Source organism: Streptomyces jumonjinensis, assembly GCF_009600885.1.
In the GTDB taxonomy this organism is placed as follows: Bacteria; Actinomycetota; Actinomycetes; order Streptomycetales; family Streptomycetaceae; genus Streptomyces; species Streptomyces jumonjinensis.
In genome coordinates this window covers 57078-77935 of record NZ_VCLA01000023.1, presented here as the reverse complement: position 1 = coordinate 77935, position 20858 = coordinate 57078, and the positions used below count along the sequence as shown (strand labels likewise).

6 protein-coding genes are annotated in these 20858 nt (G+C 65.9%); 5 read left to right on the top strand and 1 reads right to left on the bottom strand.

Going from position 1 to position 20858, the window contains the following annotated elements:
- Positions 1-259 precede the first annotated feature (259 nt).
- The 5 genes from FF041_RS02915 to FF041_RS02895 all read left to right on the top strand — a co-directional run bounded on the left by FF041_RS02915 (position 260) and on the right by FF041_RS02895 (position 19204).
- On the top strand, positions 260-1396 hold the full coding sequence (locus tag FF041_RS02915; RefSeq protein ID WP_153520887.1) for a serine/threonine-protein kinase: 1137 nt from the start codon (positions 260-262) through the stop codon (positions 1394-1396).
- Positions 1397-1525: 129 nt separating this feature from the next.
- On the top strand, positions 1526-4582 hold the full coding sequence (locus tag FF041_RS02910; RefSeq protein ID WP_153520886.1) for a DEAD/DEAH box helicase: 3057 nt from the start codon (positions 1526-1528) through the stop codon (positions 4580-4582).
- On the top strand, positions 4579-10068 hold the full coding sequence (locus tag FF041_RS02905; protein ID WP_153520885.1) for a hypothetical protein: 5490 nt from the start codon (positions 4579-4581) through the stop codon (positions 10066-10068). The genes FF041_RS02910 and FF041_RS02905 overlap by 4 nt, the downstream gene beginning before the upstream one ends.
- A complete protein-coding gene (locus FF041_RS02900; protein ID WP_323391064.1) occupies positions 10065-16820 on the top strand; it encodes a DEAD/DEAH box helicase in 6756 nt (2251 codons plus the stop codon). Before FF041_RS02905 ends, FF041_RS02900 begins: the two co-directional genes overlap by 4 nt.
- Positions 16817-19204 (top strand): UvrD-helicase domain-containing protein, encoded by a 2388-nt coding sequence (locus FF041_RS02895; RefSeq protein ID WP_153520884.1) that lies wholly within the window; start codon positions 16817-16819, stop codon positions 19202-19204. Before FF041_RS02900 ends, FF041_RS02895 begins: the two co-directional genes overlap by 4 nt.
- On the opposite strand, the gene FF041_RS02890 is transcribed toward FF041_RS02895, so the two are convergent.
- The gene (locus FF041_RS02890) at positions 19174-20229 is read right to left on the bottom strand and encodes a hypothetical protein (RefSeq protein WP_323391062.1); all 1056 of its coding nucleotides are present in this window, start codon (positions 20227-20229) and stop codon (positions 19174-19176) included. The two genes, FF041_RS02895 and FF041_RS02890, sit on opposite strands and share 31 nt — an antisense overlap.
- Positions 20230-20858 lie beyond the last annotated feature (629 nt).

Here is a 20858-nt window from a genome sequence, read left to right as displayed (position 1 = left end):
CTGCTTGGCTAGAGCCCCTACCAGCGAGGAGACGCGCAGAACTCCATTGAAGGCGAACACGTTTCTGTGCAGCAACGGGCCAAACGTCAGTTTCCAGCCAACCTCCAACGCTGTGGGTCACACAGTTCTCGAAAGGCCGGATCATGGTCTTCATCCTCTTCCGTGGTCACTGGGCTGGACTGGCTACCGAAATTGCTGGGTGACCAGGCAGACTGCTGGCACAGGCGGATGCTGATGTGGAAAGGCGTGGACTGAGCTCATGACCGGGAGTCCCACTCGGATTGGCCGCTATACGGTGGCTCGGGAGCTCGGCTCCGGCGGTATGGGCGAGGTATATCTCGCCTACTCCCCCGCAGGCTCTCCCGTAGCTGTGAAGGTCATTCGCTCCGACAAGCTGGACCCGGTGACGCGGGCGCGCTTCGAGAAGGAGGCGCTGATCGCTCGCACCGTGATCGGCACCAACCGGGTGGCGCGGTTCCTGGATGCCGATCCGTTCGCGGATCGGCCCTGGCTGGCGATGGAGTACGTGGCCGGCCGGACACTGCAGGACTGCGTGGACAGTGACGGCGCTCTGCCGCTGCCGCTGGTGGCCAGCCTTGGAGCGCTCCTTGCCGAAGGGCTCAGTGCCGTACATGACGCGGGACTGCTCCACCGGGACCTGAAGCCTCAGAACGTCATGCTGGGTAGCGAAGGTCCCATGATCATCGACTTCGGACTGGGTGCGTTCATGGACGCCGCCAAGGACACGCTGTCGCACAGCGGGGTGATCATCGGGACCGTGCGCTGCATGCCACCGGAGCAGGCGAGCGGGCATCCACGGGTGACACCGGCCGCGGATGTGTACGCACTGGGCACGGTCCTGCTCTATGCGGCGTCCCGGCACTATCCGTACGACGGACACCAGTGGGAGGCCGTCGCCATGCAGGTCTCGAATCCGGAGATCGGCCCGGATCTGAGCGGTGTGCCGGAAGGGCTCAAGGCGCTGCTCGCAGCGATGCTCACTCATACGCCGGAAGAGCGGCCCTCTCTGGCCGAGGTGGCGGATGCCTGCGCAGATCTCATGAAAGCGGCGGGCAAGACCCCGGCCGATGCGCGGCTCGCCCTCATCAGCCGCACGACAGCAGCCGGCGGGGAGACACCGACGCGGGAGCCGATTTCCACGTCGCTCGAAAACCTGATCGATGAGCGGGCCGTGATCGTGGGCTCGCATGACCTCGTCAGCCCGCTCGATATCCGGCCTGCGGCTGAGGAGCCGGAAGCCGACGAAGAACCGGTTCCTGAGCTGACCACGGCACCTGCGAGGCCGAAAGCCCGTACGTCGCGGGAGCGGCCTCTAGCGTCCACGCGGGTGGCGGGCGAACTGCGGGAGCAGTATGCGGTGAATTCCACCCTCTGACGGGCAGAACGGTTGGCACCTAGTGGGAAACTTGCTGGACCGGGTACGAGTGGCCGGCTGATCTGCTGTCGGCGGGCTCGGTAGAAGTCAAGCGGCGTGAATGTCGCTGGTGAAGGATCGGAGCGGACGTTGAGCGTCGAGGCGGGGGCCACGGGCGGCCAGAGCGATGCGGTGTGGGATGCCTGGGAGCCCGACGAACCCTCCCCCTCGGCACAGGCCCCGACCACATCCGGGTACGCAGCCGGTGCACAGGTGGAGATCCGGGACGAACTGTGGCTGGTCCGCAAGTGCACACCTACGGCCAGTGACGGATGGATGGTCGAGGTCACCGGCATCTCCTCGTTCGTCCGTGGAGTCGAGGCCGTCTTCTACGACAAACTCGATCTTGTGAGCGTGCTGGACCCACGTGAGACCCGGCTGGTCCCGGACGATTCTGCGAACCACCGGCGAGCCCGCCTCTTCCTTGAGGCGATCATTCGGAAGACGTTCCTGCCTCAGACTGAGCACGGACTGGTTCTGGCGGACAACTTCCTCATGGATCAGCAGGTCCATCAGCTCCGGCCGGCCGAACTCGCGCTGTCGATGAAGAACCCCCAGCCGCGGATCCTCATCGCGGACGTGGTGGGGCTGGGCAAGACCCTGGAAATCGGGGTGCTCCTCGCCGAGCTCATCCGGCGCGGTCGGGGCGAGAGGATCTTGGTAGTGACTCCGCAGCATGTACTGGAGCAGTTCCAGCGCGAGCTGTGGACCCGGTTCGCGATCCCGCTGGTGCGGCTGGACTCGACGGGCATCCAGCGAGTGCAGCAGGACATCCCTGCCGGCCGCAACCCATTCTCGTACTTCAAGCGGGCGATCATCTCCGTGGACACGCTGAAGAGTGATGTCTACGCCCACCACCTAGAGCACACCGAGTGGGACGCCGTCGTCATCGACGAATCTCACAACCTCGTCAACCAGGGGACGAAGAACAACGCACTCGCCCGACTGCTGGCGAGGAAGACCGACGCCCTAGTGCTGGCCTCGGCCACGCCGCACAACGGCGATGCCTCTTCATTCGCCGAGCTGGTCAAGATGCTGGACGAGGCGGCGATCGCCAACCCAAACCGGTACGAGGTCAAGGACCTCGACCACCTCTACATCCGGCGTACGAAGACCACGGCGGAGGTACGCGATTCGCTCAAGGCCAAGGGTGCCTGGGCCGACCGGGGTCCCTCGCAGCCGCTTCCGGCACCGGCCGGAGAGAAGGAGCTCGCCGTCTTCCGCGAGCTGGCCACGCGCTGGATCCCTGGCGACCCCGACCAGCCTTCGGTCAGCAGACACCAGCTTGTGCCGTACCAGCTGCTGAAGTCGTTTCTGTCCTCGCACCGGGCCCTGAGAGAGTCGATCAAGACACGGATCGCGACGTTGGACAAACCCCCCGTCGATAGGCCCGCCGACAAGAAGAAGCGGACCCGGCCGGTTAATCCGGAGGTGCGCGAAGCGGAGGTGAAGCGGGAGCGTGCGGCGCTGGTGGACTTGCAGCAGCTGAACGAACAGATCCAGGACTCCGACTCGGCAAAGCTCACAGCGCTCCTGGCTGAGCTGCGCGAAATAGGCGTCGGGCCTGGCTCGGACACCCGGGTCGTGGTGTTCTCCGAGCGCATCCCCACTCTGAAGTGGCTGGCCGAGACCGTACCGGCCTCACTCGGCTTTCCGCACGGGCCCAGCCCGGACGAGAACAAGCCGTGGCTGGGCTTCGGCGGTGCGGTGCAGGTCATGCACGGCGAAGCCAGCAGCGACGAAGAGCAGCGGGCGATCGTTGAGAAGTTCGGGCTGCGCGACGATCCGGTGCGCATGTTGTTCACCGGCGACGTTGCCTCCGAAGGCGTCAACCTGCACCAGCAGTGCCACCTGCTGGTGCACTATGACCTGCCGTGGTCCCTGATCCGCATCGAGCAGCGCAACGGCCGAATCGACCGTTACGGCCAGGCGTACCCGCCGCAGTTCCGAGCACTGATCCTGACCAGCGACATCCCGTGGCGCACGGATGAGGCCAGTGGGCAGCCGCGCACCCTCGATGACCGGCTCGTGGGCGAGAAACTCCTGAGGCGCGAAGCAGAAGCGCACAAGATCGAGGGCTCCGCAGAGGCTGTCACCGGCCTGTACCGGGCAAAAGAGGAGGAGAACCGCCTCACCCAGGACCTGATCGCCGGCCGTACTGTCGAGGACTCGATCAAACAATCCCAGCAGGGCGGTGCCGCCTTCCTGGCTGGACTCCTCGGCCAGGTCGGTGCGGTCCCCGAACACCCCGAAGTGCCGCGTGCGGTGGTACCGACGCTCTTCCGCTCCACCGCCGACTACTTCGACGAGGCACTACGGCAGGTCTGCCATCCCAACCCCGAGGACCAACTGTCCCTGCGGCGCGACGATGACGGCACCATCGCCTTCGAGCCACCGCGCGACCTGCTCTACCGGCTCAAGGCGCTACCCAAGTCGTACCTGGACGAGCAGCGGATCATGCCCCGCAAGACCGAACCGGGCCGACTGCGCGTCACTTTCTCCAAGGACCTCGCCAACGCGCGCCTCAAGGCAGCCCGGGAAACCTCCAAGTCCCAGTGGCCCAATGTCTCCTACGTCACGGACGTCCACCCGGTCCTGGATTGGCTCACCGACAAGGTCCTCGTCGAGATCGGCCGCCACCAGGCCCCGGTACTCGCCGCCGCCGTGGACAGCCCCACCTTCCTGGTGCAGGGCATCTACTCCAATGGCCAGGGGCGGCCCACCATCGTGAAGTGGATGGCCGTCTCCGGCCTGACCGAGGAACCGAACACGGTGGAACTGACCGAAGAGGCCCTGGAGCGCTACGGAGTCGGTCCGAACATGCCCGGCCGCGCCACACCCCGGGACCTGCCCGGCCTCAGCGCCTTGGTCCCCGACGCGATCGACGAGGCCAAGAGACACCTCGGCACGCTTGAGGACCACTACCGCCAGCGCATCGAAAAGAGCCTCGCCCCCTACCGCAAGCGCGTCACCCACTGGAAACAGGACGCGCTCTCCTTCGGTCCACGCCCGGACAAGCAGGGAGTCGGACGGGCCGCGAGCAACCGGCTGCGCCTGGTCAAGTCCTTGGAAACGAGGGGCGAGCCGATGCTGCGGCTGCTGGCTGTCCTGGAACCGCACGCCGTCGAGGGGGGCAATACCCGATGAGCACCGACTTCGACTCCTTCATCAATCGCGGCGAGTACCTGTCCGCGTACTACTTCGCCGAACAGCTCGGCACCGACCTCAAGAAGGGGCTGCTCGCCACCTGGACACAGCGGGAGGGAGACGAGAACGACCCGCGCAGAACCCCTCGCGAACAGGTACGCGCTCTGCGCTCCAGCTACCTCGCCGAAGACGTACGCGCCTACTTCGCCGACGCCGCCGAACGCGATGCCGGTGACGAGGCACGACTCCACACGTACAACAACCCCGACTGGGCCAAGCGAATCACCGAGTGGCACCAGACCGTGCTGCGCGCCCTCGGCTACGACGCCAGCTCCAGTGAGCTCACCGTGTACCGTGCCGGACGCGAGCACACACTCACTGTCGCCCACCACGGCCACGGTGTCATCGCTCTCGACTGCGGCTGGGCCGCCGCCAACGACACCGCCCTTGCCGTGGATGGCTCCGGACGTCTCCTGGGTCCGCTGCGCGTCAGCGCGAGCGAAAGCTACGAGACGGGCACGGATCTGGCCTCCTGGCTCTTCGAGTGCGAGCTGGGCGAGGCCGGTGGCCCCCACCCCAGGTTCATCCTCCTCCTCATCGGCGGAGTGATCCTGCTCGCCGACCGCCAGTCTTGGCGCGAGGGCCGCTACCTCGCGGTGAACCTCGACGCCGCCCTGGAGCGCAACGACCGCGCCCAGCAGGGTGAACTAGCCACCATTGCCGCTCTGTTCAGCCTGGACATGCTCCGCCCCGGCGACAACGACCAGACTCGGGCGATCGACGGTCTGCTCAAGTCGTCCAGTACCAACGCGGTCGGCGTGTCCAACGAGCTGCGCTATGGGCTCCAGCGCTCGGTGGAGGTCATCGCCAACGAAGTCCTCAGCCGGATGGCCGAGCCGAAGAACCATGTCACCCCGGCCGACATCGAGAACCCGAAACTCCCCTTCGCCCGGGAGCTCACCCGCGAATCCCTGCGCTACCTCTACCGGGTCCTCTTCCTACTCTACGCCGAGGCCCGACCCGAACTGGGCATCCTCCCCGCCGACGACGGGAGCTACGAGGCCGGCTACTCCATGGCCCGCCTGCGCGAACTTGTCGAGCGTGACGAGGAACTCGTCGATGAGGAAGCCAAGAACGGCTTCCATCTCTTTCAGTCCCTGGACGTGCTGTTCAACAAGGTCAACTTCGGCCACCGCCCGTACGGCACCGAGCCTGACGACGACCAGCCCGGCGACGACGAAGAGACCCGCGAGGCCAAAGCCGCCCGCCGAAGCGAAGACCGAGGTCTTCGCTTCGAACCACTGCGCAGCGAACTCTTCGAGCCCACCGCCATCCGCCTCATCGGCACCAACGTCCTGGACCCGACCAGCGACGAGGACACCGACCCACGCTGGCTCGACCTGCGCCTGCGCAACTCCGCCCTCCACGAAGTGCTCCGACTTCTCACTATGAAGAGGGGCAAGCGCGGCGAACGCGGCGGCTTCATCTCCTACCGCAACCTGGGCATCAACCAACTCGGCGCCGTATACGAGGGTCTGATGTCGTACACCGGCATCATCGCCGAGGAGGAGCTATGCGAGGTCGCCAAGGGCGGCGACCCGGAGAAGGGCTCCTGGCTCATCCCCTCGCACAAGCAGGACCAATACCCCGACAAGACCCTCATCCACTACAGCGAGGAGGACACCCGCAAGGGCCTGCGCGGCGTCAAGAAGTACGAGGAGGGCTCGTTCGTCTACCGGCTCGCCGGCCGCGACCGCGAAACCTCCGCCTCGTACTACACCCCCGAATCGCTCACCCAGGTCACCGTCGAACTCACCCTGAAGAACCGCCTCGATCAGGAACGCGACGCAGACGGCAACATCATCAAGACCCGCGCGTCCGAGCTCCTAAAGTACAAGATCTGCGAGCCCGCTCTCGGATCCGGCGCCTTCCTCAACGAGGCCATCAACCAGGTCGCCGACGAATACCTGCGCCGCCGCCAGGACGAACTCGGGACTTCCATCCCCACCGCCGACGCACTCACCGAGAAGCAGAAGGCACGGGCATACATCGCCCTGCACAACGCCTACGGCGTAGACCTCAACTCCACCGGCGTCGAGCTCGCCGAAGTGTCACTGTGGCTGAACACCATGCACCCAGGGATGCGGGCCCCCTGGTTCGGGCTCCATCTACGCCAGGGGAACTCCCTCATCGGCGCGCGTCGAGCAGCGTACGCGGCGGACGATGTCACCGGGAAGGAATGGCTCAAGGCCAAAGGTGCCCTGGCCCCGACCCCGCTGCCCTTCCTCAGCGACAACGAGCCCAGGCCCCTCCCCCAGGACGCAGTCCATCAGTTCCTCCTGCCGAGCCCCGGATGGGCAGCTGTCACGGGTTCGAAGGAGGCGAAAGAGCTCGCGAAAGAAGACATCGAGCAGCTCACTGCCTGGAAGAAGGGCATCCTCCAACGCCCGAAGCGCAGCACTACCCACCTCAATGGGGACGGCACTCCGAAGCTCAGCCCCAGGACCAAGGAGCCGAAGCCGGAATCTCCATCGCAGTTCACCAAACTTCGGGACGCCGCCCGGCGCACGGAGTTCCTCTGGTCCCTGGTCGCCAAGCGCATGGACCTCTCCGAGCAGGCAATCGCGCGGCGGGTAGACGTATGGGGAGCCACTCCCGCCGACCCCGAGTACGGGTTCATCCGTCGCCCCGACCAGGCCGTGCCCAAGGAAAAGGTACTCGAAGACCTCTTCAACGCCGCGGATACCCCGTACTGGCGGCTCAAGAAGGTGATGGACGCCTGGTGCGCGCTGTGGTTCTGGTCGTCAGACAAGGCCGGACTGCTGGACGGATCCGCCAGCGAGTACGCGGTGCACTCAATGGTTGCGGATGCGGACGGCCTCACACGGGTCCTCAACGGTGTCCCGCTGGCCGACGAACCGGCTTCCTCGTCTGAACCGGAACCTTCGATCGTCCCCACGCCGCGCCCCGCCCCTCTATTCGTCGAGGCCACGGCTCTGTTCTCATTCGGCCCCGAACAAACAACCTTCGCGGATCTTGAACTGACCGCAGAGGACGACGCTGTCGTGGAAGTCAAGCAGGTCGGCCCCAAGGCCGGGAGGAAGGCCACGGCTCCGAAGCCCAAGAATCCAGAACAGCAACAGATTGTCCCGCTCCGGGGACTCGATGACTGGCTGAAGTTCCTGGAAGCCATGCTGGGCACGGCCGACGTGCCCGAGGGAACTCTCATCGACAGCTTCACCAGTCTGGAGTCGCTGAAGAGTTTCGAGGAGACGCTTCCCGGCTTCATGGGCATGTCCGTCGACAACCCGGAGGACCGCTTCCCGTGGCTCCGGGAGGTGCGGGACATCACGAAGGAACAAGGTTTTCTCCATTGGGAATTGGAGTTCGCTCTCGTCTTTACGTGCGGCGGTGGGTTCGATCTTCAGGTGGGTAATCCACCGTGGGTACGACCCCGCTGGAACGAAGCGGCTGTACTCGCGGAGCGCGAGCCGTGGTTCGAGCTGGAGAACAAGGCATCCACGGTTGAGAAGGACCGTCGACGCCGTGCAGTGCTGAAGTCCCCGAAAGCTCGACGATACGTTCTCGGTGAACTGACGAACACCGCAGCGCAAGTCGCGGTGTTCGGTTCTCCCCAGATGTACCCGTTGCTGACAGGAACCCAGCCGGATCTGTACCGGGCGTTCATGTCTCAGGTTTGGTCGCACACGGCGGCGGACGGAGCCGCCGGGATGGTCCACCCGGATAGCCACTTTACGGGTGACAAGGAAGGGAGTCTCCGGGAGGCTGCGTACAGGCGGCTTCGTATTCATGGGGACTTCGTCAATGCCGGACAGCGATTCTTCCCCGAACCGGTCGGCCACACGGCCCACTTTGGCGTTCACGTATATGGGCAACCCAGGGAGATCGACTTCGATCACCTGTCCTGGCTGGTATCGGCGGACGCCCTGCGGTACTCCGCTGAGCACGATGGATCAGGCGAGGTGCCCGGCGTGCGGTATCGCAATGGCGACTTCGACGAGCGTCCGCATCGATCCCGTGTCGTCCGGGTCGACACGCACCAACTCTCCGTCTGGCAACGTCTACTGGGCAGTGCAGGCGAGCCGGTCAAGCAGGCGCGTCTGCTATTTCCAGTCAGCACCGCAGAAGCCTCGGCGATTGAGGCACTGGCGGACTATCCGTTGAGGCTTGGTTCGGCTCCGCGAATGTCGCCGGGATACCACGAGAGCGGCGCCAAGAAGGACAACCTGATCGACTACAACCGCCCCGACTCCACCACAGGCCAGACATATCAGCCGGACCGTTGGCGTCATGTGATTCTCAAGGGCACCCAACTGAGCGTTGCCACACCGGTCTTCAAGCGCCACAACGCCAACAGCAACGATCCGTACGGTGCAGATCTCGTTTCTCTTCCGGCAGACTTCGTGCCCGACACCGAATACGTCCGGGCGAACGGCAGAAACCAGGCGTACCTGCATGAGCAAGAACGATGGATTGATCACCCGGCTCTCGCACGCTTGCGGGCGAGTGACAAGGCAGTCGCCCGAGCGCGCCAGCAGATCGCACGCATCGACCGTATCTCTGAGGAACTCGTCACTTCGACCCAGATCGAGGACGTGCTGGCGCAGAGGGCTCAACGACGGTACGTCACCTTCTATCGGCTCGCTTGGCGATGCATGATCGCACCGAACACGGAAAGGGCGCTTTATGCGGCCCTGGTCCCTCCGGGTACGGCGCATGTCGACAATGTTCATTGTCTGGCAATGCCGAACCTTGTCTCTACAGTTTTGGTCGGCGGATTCTGGGCTTCGCTACCTATGGACTACTTCTTGCGCGCCACTGGACGAGGGCACCTTCGGAGTGCTGGCGTCAAGGCGATGCCCTCCCCTGGCCCCGACCACCCCCTCGCTTCGACTCTCCTCCTCCGCGCCCTCCGCCTCAACTGCCTCACCCGTGCCCACGCCCCCCTCTGGGCCGAGCTCCACGACGACGCCTGGTCCGGCCAAGAGCCTTGGGCCCGCGACTGGCCAGGTCTCCAGTCCCTGGACGATGTGACCCCGGACTGGCGCCCGGAGACGCCCCTCCGCAGCGAGCGCGCCCGCCGCGCAGCCCTCGTCGAGATCGACGCCTTGGTCGCGGTCTGGCTCGGTATGGACGCCGACGCGCTGATCGCCGCGTACCGGGGCCGTTTCCCCGTACTCCAGAAGTACGAGGCTGTCACCTGGTTCGACGCTGACGGCTGGAAGCTCGCGGGCAACGCGCGCACCATTGGGCAGCGGCAGACGAAGGAGACGTGGGCGCAGTTCGAGGCGTATCGGGCCGCCCCGGAGAGTGCCCCGGTGCCGGCGGGATACACCACCCCCTTCTACAAGGCGGACCGTGAGGCAGAGATGCGCGAGGCGCACGCAGTGTTCCAGAAGCGCCTCGACGACGCCGTTGCCCGTGGTGAGTGGGACCTGGAGAAGCAGGAGGTGCCGAAGCCGTGAGGCCGACGCTGGAGGCGCGGGGGCTCAAGGAAAGCCTGCTGCAGTATCTCTCCACGACTTACGCCCTGACGGACGAAGGTGCGCGTGAGGCGCTGCACCGGTTCCTGGGTGATGAGACGTCCGGGATGTTCCGGGGGCCGTATCTGCGTATCCGGACTCCGTTCACCATGGCCGGCGAGGAGTGGCGGCAGCATCTGGATTGGCAGCGCGAGGGGTTCACCCCGTACGCCCACCAGGCAGTGGCCTTCAGTCGGCTGACCTCCGCGAATAGGCATGTGCCACAGCCGACGCTGGTGACGACGGGAACTGGCTCGGGTAAGACGGAGGCGTTCCTGTATCCGGTGCTGGATCACTGTCTCCGTGAGCGGGAAGCGGGGAAGGCCGGTATCAAGGCGGTGTTCCTGTATCCGATGAACGCCCTCGCGACCGACCAGGCGCAGCGCATCAACGAGCTGATCACGGAGAACGATGCGCTGAACAAGCTGTCGGCCGGGCTGTACATCGGTGACAAGGCGGCCGTGAAGTACGCCAACGTTCGTACACGCCGCTCGGATATACAGCTTTCGCCGCCTGACATCCTGATCACGAACTACAAGATGCTGGATCTGCTGCTCCAGCGTGCGGATGATGCTCAGCTGTGGCGTGGGTCGGACATCCGGTATGTGGTCGTGGATGAGTTTCATACCTACGACGGTGCGCAGGGCACGGACGTGGCGATGCTGCTGCGGCGGCTCGCGGCTGCGGTAGGGGTGTCCGAAGAGGGGCGTCCGCTGGGTTCGATCTGCCCGGTGGCAACATCGGCGACGCTCGCCTCCGGCACGGATGCCGACGGAGTGGCCCAGCTGCTCGAGGTGGCGACACAGGTCTTCGGTTCGGAGTTCACGGCGGAGTCCATCGTCGGGGAGAACCGACTGTCGGTGGAGGAGTTCATCCCGCTGGCGGATGTGCGGATGCAGGGGCTGCCGACTCCGGACGAGCTACTTGCACTGCCCGATCCCGCATCGAGTGATGAGGCGATGCTGGACCTCATCGAGTCGGTTACCGAAGTCCGTGACAATGACCCCCTCCTCCTGGGTGAGAACCTGAAGCGGCACCTGTTCACCAGGGCGGTGATGCAGGCGCTGGACGGTGAGGTGAAGACCGGGGCCGAGGTTTTGGACGTCATGTGGCGCGCCGGTGCGGCTGGTTGGGCGGAGGCGGTGGCCAGGCAGCCGGAGAAGGCGGCCGAGGCGCTGGCCCGGTTCGTGGCGCTGTTGTCGTACGCCCGTGATCCGAAGTCGCCGGTGGGAGAGCCGTCGCGGCCGTTCGTCCATGTCGAGGTGCATCAGTGGGCTCGGTCGGTATCGCGGCTGCTTCGCGGTGTACTGCCCTGGCCCAAGGCAGAGTTCCGCTGGGATGTGGCGGGTGCGGCCAACGCCGGTGAGGGGAGCGGGGACCGTTCGGCACCGGTGACGACAGTCACGTCGGGGCAGAGTGCGAACCTGTTTCTGCCAGCGGTTTACTGCCGGGACTGCGGGCGGTCGGGATGGGCGGTGTTCTCCCCGGAGAGCGACGACCACGAGGTCCAGTTCGACACGTACAAGATCCGTCGTGCCTCGTTGGGGCAGGACAAGGCCCGGGTCCGGAACCTGGTCTCGGCGACCGAGCGTGAGGCGCGCGAGGGCTCTGGTGCTGCGGTGCTACCGGCCGGCGGCCGAGGCGGCAAGGGAGCCACGGCAGCGCTGCAAAGTGCGGGCGGGCTGCTGATGGTGCTGGACGGCGCGCGCAAGCGGCTGCGGCTGCCCGATCCGCTCAATGATTACGACAAGGAATCCAAGGAGCCGCGGCTGACGGCCCGCGATTCGGCGTTCGTCCTGGTCAACTTCGGTGATACGGCGAATACCGCGGCAAAGGAGGACTGGTGCCCGGCGTGTGGTGAGCGCAACGCGATCCGCTATCTGGGTACCGGGGCGGCTGCGATGACAGCGGCGTCGATCACCCAGTTGTTCACGGGCGGGGAACTCGACAAGAAGCGGCACGAAGACAAGACGCTGATGTTCAACGACTCAGTGCAGGATGCCGCGCATCGGGCCGGGTTCGTCGCGAACCGTTCGTACACCTTCTCCTTGCGCGCCCTGCTGGCGAAGCACCTGCGCAGTGACGTGCCCACTGCGCTGAATGATCTGATCGCGGACGTGGTCGAGGCCACGACGGACAAGGAAACCCTGGCTGCGGTGGTGCCGCCGGATCTGCATGGGTTCAAGGGTGTTGACCGACTACTGTCCGGGCAGGGACGTGGCGGGGATTTGCCGACATGGCGACTGATCGGTCAGCGCCTGGCATTCGAAGCACTGATGGAGTTCGGGTTCCGCTCCCGCAACGGACGCACCCTGGAGCTGACCCGGACCGCGGCCGCGCAGGTGCACATCTCGGATCCGGACGGCGTGGTGGCGCTGGTGAAGCGCGTTCATGAGGAGTTCGAGCGTGCCGATCTGCCGCTTCTGCCACAGGACGACGCACGCTATCTGGCGTTCGTGCGGGTGTTCTTGGAGCGCCTGCGTACGCGGGGCGCCATCGCGCACCAGTGGCTGGACAAGTACGTCGACGAGGCGGGCACCAGCCGGTACTTCATCTGGGGCAAGCGTGCACCCGGCATGCGCGCCTTCCCCAAGCGGGTCGCGGCACCGGTGTTCCTGCTCAACACGCCCAAGAGCGGCAGCGAGTTCGACTTCGCGACGGGCAGACTGTCCTGGTACGAGCGGTGGGCAGGACGCTGTCTGGGGCTGTCACGAGAGGCATCGCCGGATTTCTGGAACCGCCTCCTGCCGGAGCTGGCAGCCATCGGGCTGCTGGCGTCCCGTACGCCGAACGACACCTCGGTACGGGTCTACGGGCTCAAACCGGGCAACATCGAAGCGCTGCTGTTGGACGACGAACAGGTCCGGCACGCGTACGTCCGCTGCCCGGTGTGCTTCTGGGAACAGACGGTTCACCCTTCCCTTCTTGATCAGTGGCACGATCAGCCCTGCCCCTCCTACCGCTGCCGCAGCGGTCGTCTGGTAGCCGGAGACCGGCCCGAGCGGCTGGGGGTACACCATCGCGACCGTGATTACACCCGCGACTACTACCGGCACCTGTACCGGAAGGCCGGGACGTATCAGGTGGTGACCGCCGAGCACACCGGCATGCTCACGCGCCCGCAGCGCGAGATGGTGGAAGAGGCGTTCAAGCGGCGTACGGGCTTCAAGGACCCCAATGTGCTCTCCTGCACGCCGACGCTGGAGATGGGCATCGACATCGGTGACCTGTCCGCGGTGGTGCTGGCCGCGCTGCCGCGCCGGCCGGCCAGCTACGCCCAGCAGGTGGGGCGGGCCGGGCGCCGGACCGGTAATGCGTTCTTGCTGACGATCCCTGACCGCAGACGGCGCGATCTGTATTTCCTGGAGCGCCCCAAGGATCTGATCGCCGGCACGATCGTTCCCCCGGGCTGCCATCTGTCGGCGGTGGAGATTTTGCGCCGCCAGTATCTGGCGCACCTGCTGGACCTCGCGGCTGCCGGCCGGCTCGTCCGCAGTGACGGCATCGTGCTACGCGCCATGCCGACCAAGGCCCCGGCCCTGTTCGGCCCGTCCGGCTACCTGATCGACCTGGTGGAAGTAGCCATCGCTCAGGGGGAAGAGCTCGCGAACGGCTTCCTGAGGATGTTCCCCACCGGCATCAACGACCGGGCCAAAGACGATCTTCGCAAGTACGCAAAGCACGAGTTGCGCGGCGCGGTGGAAGAAGCCGAGCGGGATTGGCGCCGTGAGGAGCAGGCGCTGCGTGCCCGACTGGCTCAGATCGACGAGGCCCACGACGAGCTGCACGACTCCGACCCCGACCAAGCGCGGCAGAAGGCCGAGCTGGACGCCGAGCGGCGCGGAGTGGGCAGACGCCTGCTCAATCTGGGCGATACAGCAGCTCAGAACGCGCTGTGCGACCTGGGGCTGCTGCCGAACTATGCGTTGATCGACTCGGTCACCACGCTGTCCGCGACGCTGTACGGCGAGGACGGGATCGACGCGAAGACAGGGAAGGCGAAGTTCACCTCTACCACCGACTCCTACGACCGGCCTCGCCGCTACGCACTCTCGGAGCTGGCCCCGGGCAACTCTTTCTACGTCAACGGCTACCGGCACGAGATCACCGGACTGGAGATCTCCACCAGCGGCCGGCAGGAGTGGCGCACCTGGCGGGTGTGCCCGGGGTGTGGATTTGTGCGCACCGAGGACGCGACCGAGGACCGCTCGCCGTGCCCACGCTGCAAAAGCGCCCATATCGCGGACGACGGCTCCTGCCTGTTCCAGATCGTGGAGCCGTCCACTGTGACCTCGCGTGACAAGCGCGAGGACGCCCGGATCCGTGACGACAAGGACGACCGTGACCGCCGTAACTACTCGGTTGTGGACGCGGTGGACATTCCGGTGGACGCGATCGAGCCCGGCTCGTGGCGGCACACGAAGCAGACGTTCGGCGTCGACTACTGCCGCACTGCCATGATCCGCCGGATCAACGTCGGGCCGGTCCGTTACGACGCCCCGGCCCGCGACGACTTCGCCGGACATCTGGTGCGGCTCAACCCGTTCCATGTGTGCACCGCCTGCGGGGCAGCCAGCGCGGACGGCAAGCCGGTCTTCGACCACGACACCGACGCTCTCGACTCGGCAGCCGCCCGCAGTCCCCAGCTCAAGCACCACCGCCCCTGGTGCCCGCTGCGCCGCGGGAAGCGGGACGGCACCACTCAGGAGCCGATACTGCTGGCCCATACGTTGAAGACCGAGGCACTGCGGGTGCTGATCCCGGCCGCCACAGCGGACGTGGACGCCAAGGTTCACTCCTTCCGTGCCGCGCTACGGCTCGGTGTGGACCTTCATTTCGGCGGCGACCCACAGCACCTGGACACCACCGTGGCTTCCATGCCGGACCTCGAGAGCGGAGAGCGCCGCTGGTTCCTGGTGCTCTTCGACTCCCTGCCCGGCGGCACCGGCTATCTGGACCGGCTCACCGATCACGTCACCTTCCGCGAGACCCTCGCGGCGGCGTACGAGATGCTGAAGGAATGCCCGTGCGCCGAGGAACAGCGCCGGGCGTGCCACCGCTGTCTGCACCGCTACACCCCCGAGCGCTTCCAGGACATCGTCTCGCGCCAGTCGGCGCTGACCATGCTGGAGTCACTGCTGTTCACGCCGGACGGTGCGGATGGATGGGATACGAGCGAGGTCGAGCACACCGGGCTGGTCGGTCTGGACGCGCAGGTCGAATCAGATCTGGAGGCCCGCTTCCTGGCGGCCCTGCGCGACTGGGTGAAGGTCACCGACGACGCCGCTCTGGACGAGGACGGTCACGCCAGCGGACATCTGCGCTTCACCGCCGGTTCCGACGTCACCCACTGGCGGCTGACCGCTCAGCAGCAACTCCGGGGGACACGTACCGACTTCACCTTCACCCGGGTCGACGGACCGGCCCAGAGCATCAAGGTCTATCTCGAAGGCTTCCACTTCCATGCCAGCCGCGAACACAACCGGATCGCTCACGACGCCGCTCAGCGCACCAAGCTGCGGGCCGAAGGGGAGATCGTGTTTCAGGTCACCTGGGCGGACATCGACCTGTTCGAGGAGCACCCCACCCGAACCAAACCCGTCTGGCCGCCGTATCGCGGCACGGCCCAGGAACAGGCCAAGGCCGCCTACGAGCAGTACGGCGGGCAGCGTGCTCACTTCGCGAGCGCCATTTTCGCCAACCCGATCGACACGTTGATCGCGTACTTGCGTGATCCCGACACCGACCGCTGGGCTCGCCGCTCCCGCGCACTGGTCACCGGGCTGCTGGGCAGCGCAGGAGCCACCCCTGTCGCCGCGACTGGACGCCGAAGCGAACTGGTGGCGGCTCTGCGCAGTCAACTTGCCGACTTCAGCAGCAGTGCGCGCCACGACAAGCCGGTTGTACCGGATGCCACCGGGATCGGGCCCGTTCATGTGTTCCGGACCCAGGACGAGAGTGGACTGCCAATCCTCGTCACCCTGGATGCTGCCGACCCCGAGGTCCCACGATGGAGCGCGCTCACGATCCTGGATGACACCGATTCCGTCCTGGAGAGCGACGAGCACAAACTGCGCTGGCGGTCCTGGCTGTACTGGAGCAACCTCACCCAGTTCCTGTCACTGGCCGGAGGCGACGGCGTCCAGCTCGCAGCCAGCCGCGCCGCCGATTTCGAAGTCGAAGTGCTCGCGGTCTGTGGCGGGCTCGGCGAACTCGACTCTCTCATCGGCGCCCTCGTACCGGTGCCCGCCGAAGCCGAGACACCCGCACCCGCAGTAGCAGCCAAACCGGTCGATCCGAATCCGGACCATGACTCGGCGGCCGAAGCCGCCCTCGTCCAGATACTGCGCGACGCCATCTGGGATGAGGACATCCTGGAGATACTGCGCGAGGAACCCGTAGAAGCCCCCGATCTCCTACGCCTCGCCGAAACTCTCGCCGACCGAGGCAAGCAGGCACCTGTCTTCGGCTTCGAACTCGGCGCAAGCCGCTGGCAGGCCGAATTCGCCTGGCAGTCCCCCGAACTCAAGATCGCCGTCATGACCGACCACCAGAGCGAGGACGACCCCGAGGCCCAGCGCCGCGACGCCGCCTACGCCCACGACGGCTGGCAGGTCCGCACGGCCGGCGAATGGCTCAGCCATCTGGACGAGTTGCTCGACCAGATCCCCGACACGGAAGGCACCACCCGATGACCGCCCGGCTCAGCCTGTACCGCAAGGCCGAACAGGAGCTGTACAAGCTCGACCGCTCGGTCAAGGCTCAGTTCTACGACTTCTGCCACATCTTCCGGACCAACCCCGACCAGCCGGGGCTGAAGAAACAGAAACTCAAAGGCGACTCCCGTATCTGGTCGGCTCGGGTCAACCAGTCCTACCGTGCCCTCCTCACTCCCACGGGGGTCGACGCTGACGGCACGGAGAACTGGCTGGTCATCGCTGTACGCCATCGCCGAGATGTCTATGAAGAGCTCCAGGTCGCCGTCAACCGGGTCACCGGTGAGATCGAGTTCGTCGACCTGGCCATCGTCGGTGACAGTGCTCTGCGCCGCGCCGGTATCACCCTCACCCGCGCGGAGCCCGACGAGGCCACGTCGCCTACGGCCGCCCCCACACCGGTCCAGCATGTCGCCGAGCCCGAGGCCGTCCCCGCGCTGCTCTCCGCCTACGACGCCAGCCAGCTCCGCGACCTCGGTGTCGCCGATCAGCTCATCGAGCTCGCCCTCGCGGTGACCGAGAGCACCGAGCTCGACCAACTCCTCAAGGGCGCACCGCTGCTGTCCAAGGACATCCTGTACGGCCTCGCGGCAGGCATGGACATCGCCGAGGTTCGCAAGGAGATCACCAAACCGGTCGAGCTCGGACAGCAGCCCGACCTAGATGACTTCGCCGCCGCGGCGACCCGCACCACAGTCACTGCCGTCGACGACGACGTGCAGACCGTCATCGACGAAGGTGACTTCCGCGCCTGGAAGGTCTTCCTTCACCGCACCCAGGAACGCATCGTCCACCGCCACTACAACGGCCCCGCTCGCGTATCCGGTGGTCCTGGCACCGGCAAGACCATCGTCGCGCTCCACCGGGTCAAGCACCTCGCCCAGCAGCTTCCCCCGGGCCACAACAAGCCGATCCTGCTGACCACTTTCACCAAGAACCTCACCACCGACCTCCGTCTGCGCCTGGCCTCCCTTGTCGAACCCGAACTCCTCGCCCGCGTCGAGATCGCCCACATCGACCAGCTCGCCGCCCGTGTCCTGGGCGAGAACACCGCCCCCGGCCGCGGCAAGCAGCGCGTACATGACCACGTGGCGATGAATGAGATGCGGCAGCTCCTGGCCGAGCTCGACGACCGCCGCTGGGAGCCGGAGTTCTTGCTGGAGGAGTGGGAACAGGTCATCCTCGGCCAGTCCATCCCCACCCGATCCGCCTACTTCCAAGCCCGTCGGGCCGGCCGGGGGCGGGCCCTGACCCGCCCCGAGCGCAACCACATTTGGAAGCTCATCGAGCAGTTCACCGCCCGTCTCGACAAACTTGGACTGGAAACCTGGGGGCAAGCCTCCGAGCACGCCGCCCGCTTCGAAATTGAACGCGCCGCGAAGATCAAGTCCCGCCGCGCATACAAGGAGGAGGTCAGCGGCAAGGACCTCCTCCATCGCGATGACGGCTCCGGCATGCGCTACCTGGACTACCGCTTCCAACACATCGTGGTCGATGAAGCCCAGGACCTTCGTCCCGCGCACTGGAAAATGCTGCGAGCCATGGCCGACACCGACCTCGCCAACGACATGTTCATCGCAGGTGACACCCACCAGCGCATCTATGACCACCAGGTCACCCTGGGCGCGCTCGGCATCAATATCCGCGGTCGCTCCTCCCGCCTGACCTTGAGCTATCGCACCACCAAAGAGATCCTCGTCCAGGCCATGCGCGTCGTCGACGACAGGAAGACCACCTACGACGACCTCGACGACGGAACCGACAGCCTCGCCGGCTACCGTTCCGTCCTCCACGGCCCCGCCCCCACCTTCATCCCGTATCGCACCTGGGACGACGAACTCGTCGGCCTCGCGGCCACCCTGACCACCTGGCGCGATGAACTGTCCACGAACGAGAACGGTGCCCCCAGCGACCCTAGTGGTCGCATCGCTGTATGCGTCGCCGACCGCGATATGGTCAGCCAGGCCATGTACTACCTGGTCACCGAGGCTGGCATCACCTGCGCCGAGCTCACCAAGGACGGCCCCAAAGGCGATGGCGAAGTCCACGTCGGCACCATGCACCGGTTCAAGGGGCTCGAGTACCAGCGCCTCGCCATCGTCGGCGCCAGTGACGGCATCATTCCCCAGACCAGCAGAATCGAGCGCTACCGTAACGAGGATCCGCCGCGCTACGAGCGCGAGCAGCGCAAGGCCCGCTCTCTGCTCTTCGTCGCCACCACCCGTGCCCGGGACGCGCTGAGCATCAGCTGGCACGGCAAGCCCAGCCCGTACCTGCCGGTCCAGGCAATGGCCAAGGCATCGTCACCAGAGCCCGGCACTTCGCACCGGATTCAGAAGCGCGACAGGGAGCTCGCCTCGTAGCGCAGCTGGTAGGTACGCAGGCCGTCGCCGTTCATCCGGTAGATGGTGATCGCGGACAGGAACTGCTCCTTGATCTCCGTGGTGCGCAGGCGCTCTTTCCCGTCGATGTCGCTGATCCACTGCTCGATGTGCTCCGGGAGTTTGAAAGCCAACTCGTAGGAGCCGGGCGCCTCCACTGGTGCCAGCGTCCACTCCGCCACCGTCCCGCTGCCGCGCCTCTTGATGCGCACCGCATGGTCCGGTCTGGCATCCGCGTACTCAAGGAACCGACGGTGGTCATCTGCAGCCAGCGGAAGGATGAACGGCGCGGAGGGGAATCCAAGCAGCAGTTCTGTCTCACTGCGCCGACGAAGGGCTACGACGAGCTGGGCGAGCGCGACCCGAGCGGCATCCTTGAACTTCCCCTCAGCGATCTCGGTCGAGGGCAGGAGGTGCACGGGGGATGTCTCCAACGCTGCCCGCAGCTGGCGTCGCATCCACGTCACGGGGAACCCTGAGGGCTTGGGCAGGTACTTCTCCTGTGCCTGGAAGAGGCTCCACGCGGTGCTGCCGATGGCGCCGAGCAACCAGGTGAATGAGGCGCCGGATAGATCCACCAAGGATATCTGGTGAGCCAATGCATATCGCTGCGCATCCGCCGTGAAGCCGCCCGCGGAGAACAACGCGTACGAGTAGTGATAGCGCTGCCGGGGACGTCTGCCCGCATGCGTCATGAAATTCTCGTTGACGTCATGGACCACACCATGGGCGTTGCGGACGATCTCCAGGCCACAGGGTTTCTGGTAGAACTTGGCCTCCAGAAACATCCGCACCGGTATCGAGAATGCGGGCGTGAAGGCGAACTCACCAAGTACATCCACTTGGTGCAGGGCACCCCGACCCCGTACCCGCAAAGCCCCCTCCTGATCAACCAGCTCGCCCGGATCCTGATCCTCGTGAACCAGTAGCCGGTACCCGCTGTAGCGCAGCAGCCAGGCCAGCGACTCCTCCAGCAAATACCCTCGCAGGACGGCGTCCGTGGCCACCGCTCCACCTCCCCCTGTCACGCACCATGGCCTATCCGCGATCATCTCATCCGGAGACCGCCGCGGGCGGCACCCAGTCGCGTCCTCAGCCGAGGCCACTGCCGTGCAGTGCGCCCGCCACAGCTACGGTATGGGCGGTCGCCAGCTGTGCGGTCGATGAACAACGGAACCACTCGGGCAAACACAAGTGCCACAGCGTGGGCGTGTAGCCCAAGCACCGGGCACCGTACCCTCGACGAGCCTCATCATGAGCCAGTAGGTGTCACCTGCGGCGACCGCGCCGTGAACGGAGGCGGTGTCGAGCGCCGCCGCGACCTTCGCTTCCCGTATGAAGTAGCGCTGCGCTCGGTCGCGATCCTCCGACTCGGCGAGGAGCTCTGCGGTGACCGTCTTGAAGGCGACCGTACCCCCGGCGCAGGCCGCTTCCCTGCCAGACCCGTCCCATGCTGCTGCGTACGAGCGGACACTCCAGTGCGTACCGATCACCGAGCACGGCGCACTGGCCGGTAGCGGGCACGCACCCTCCTGATAAGGCGGTCAGAAGGATGGGCATAGTTCCTGAAGGGCCTGCGCTGCCCCAACATCAGTCCCGATTGCTGAGCAGGCTCGACGAGGAACGCCGTTGAACT

What these genes read in the sequence shown, in the direction of transcription:
- FF041_RS02915 (WP_153520887.1), top strand. Translation starts at nt 260, where the DNA reads ATGACCGGGAGTCCCACTCGGATTGGCCGCTATACGGTGGCTCGGGAG.
- FF041_RS02895 (WP_153520884.1), top strand. Translation starts at nt 16,817, where the DNA reads ATGACCGCCCGGCTCAGCCTGTACCGCAAGGCCGAACAGGAGCTGTAC.
- FF041_RS02905 (WP_153520885.1), top strand. Translation starts at nt 4,579, where the DNA reads ATGAGCACCGACTTCGACTCCTTCATCAATCGCGGCGAGTACCTGTCC.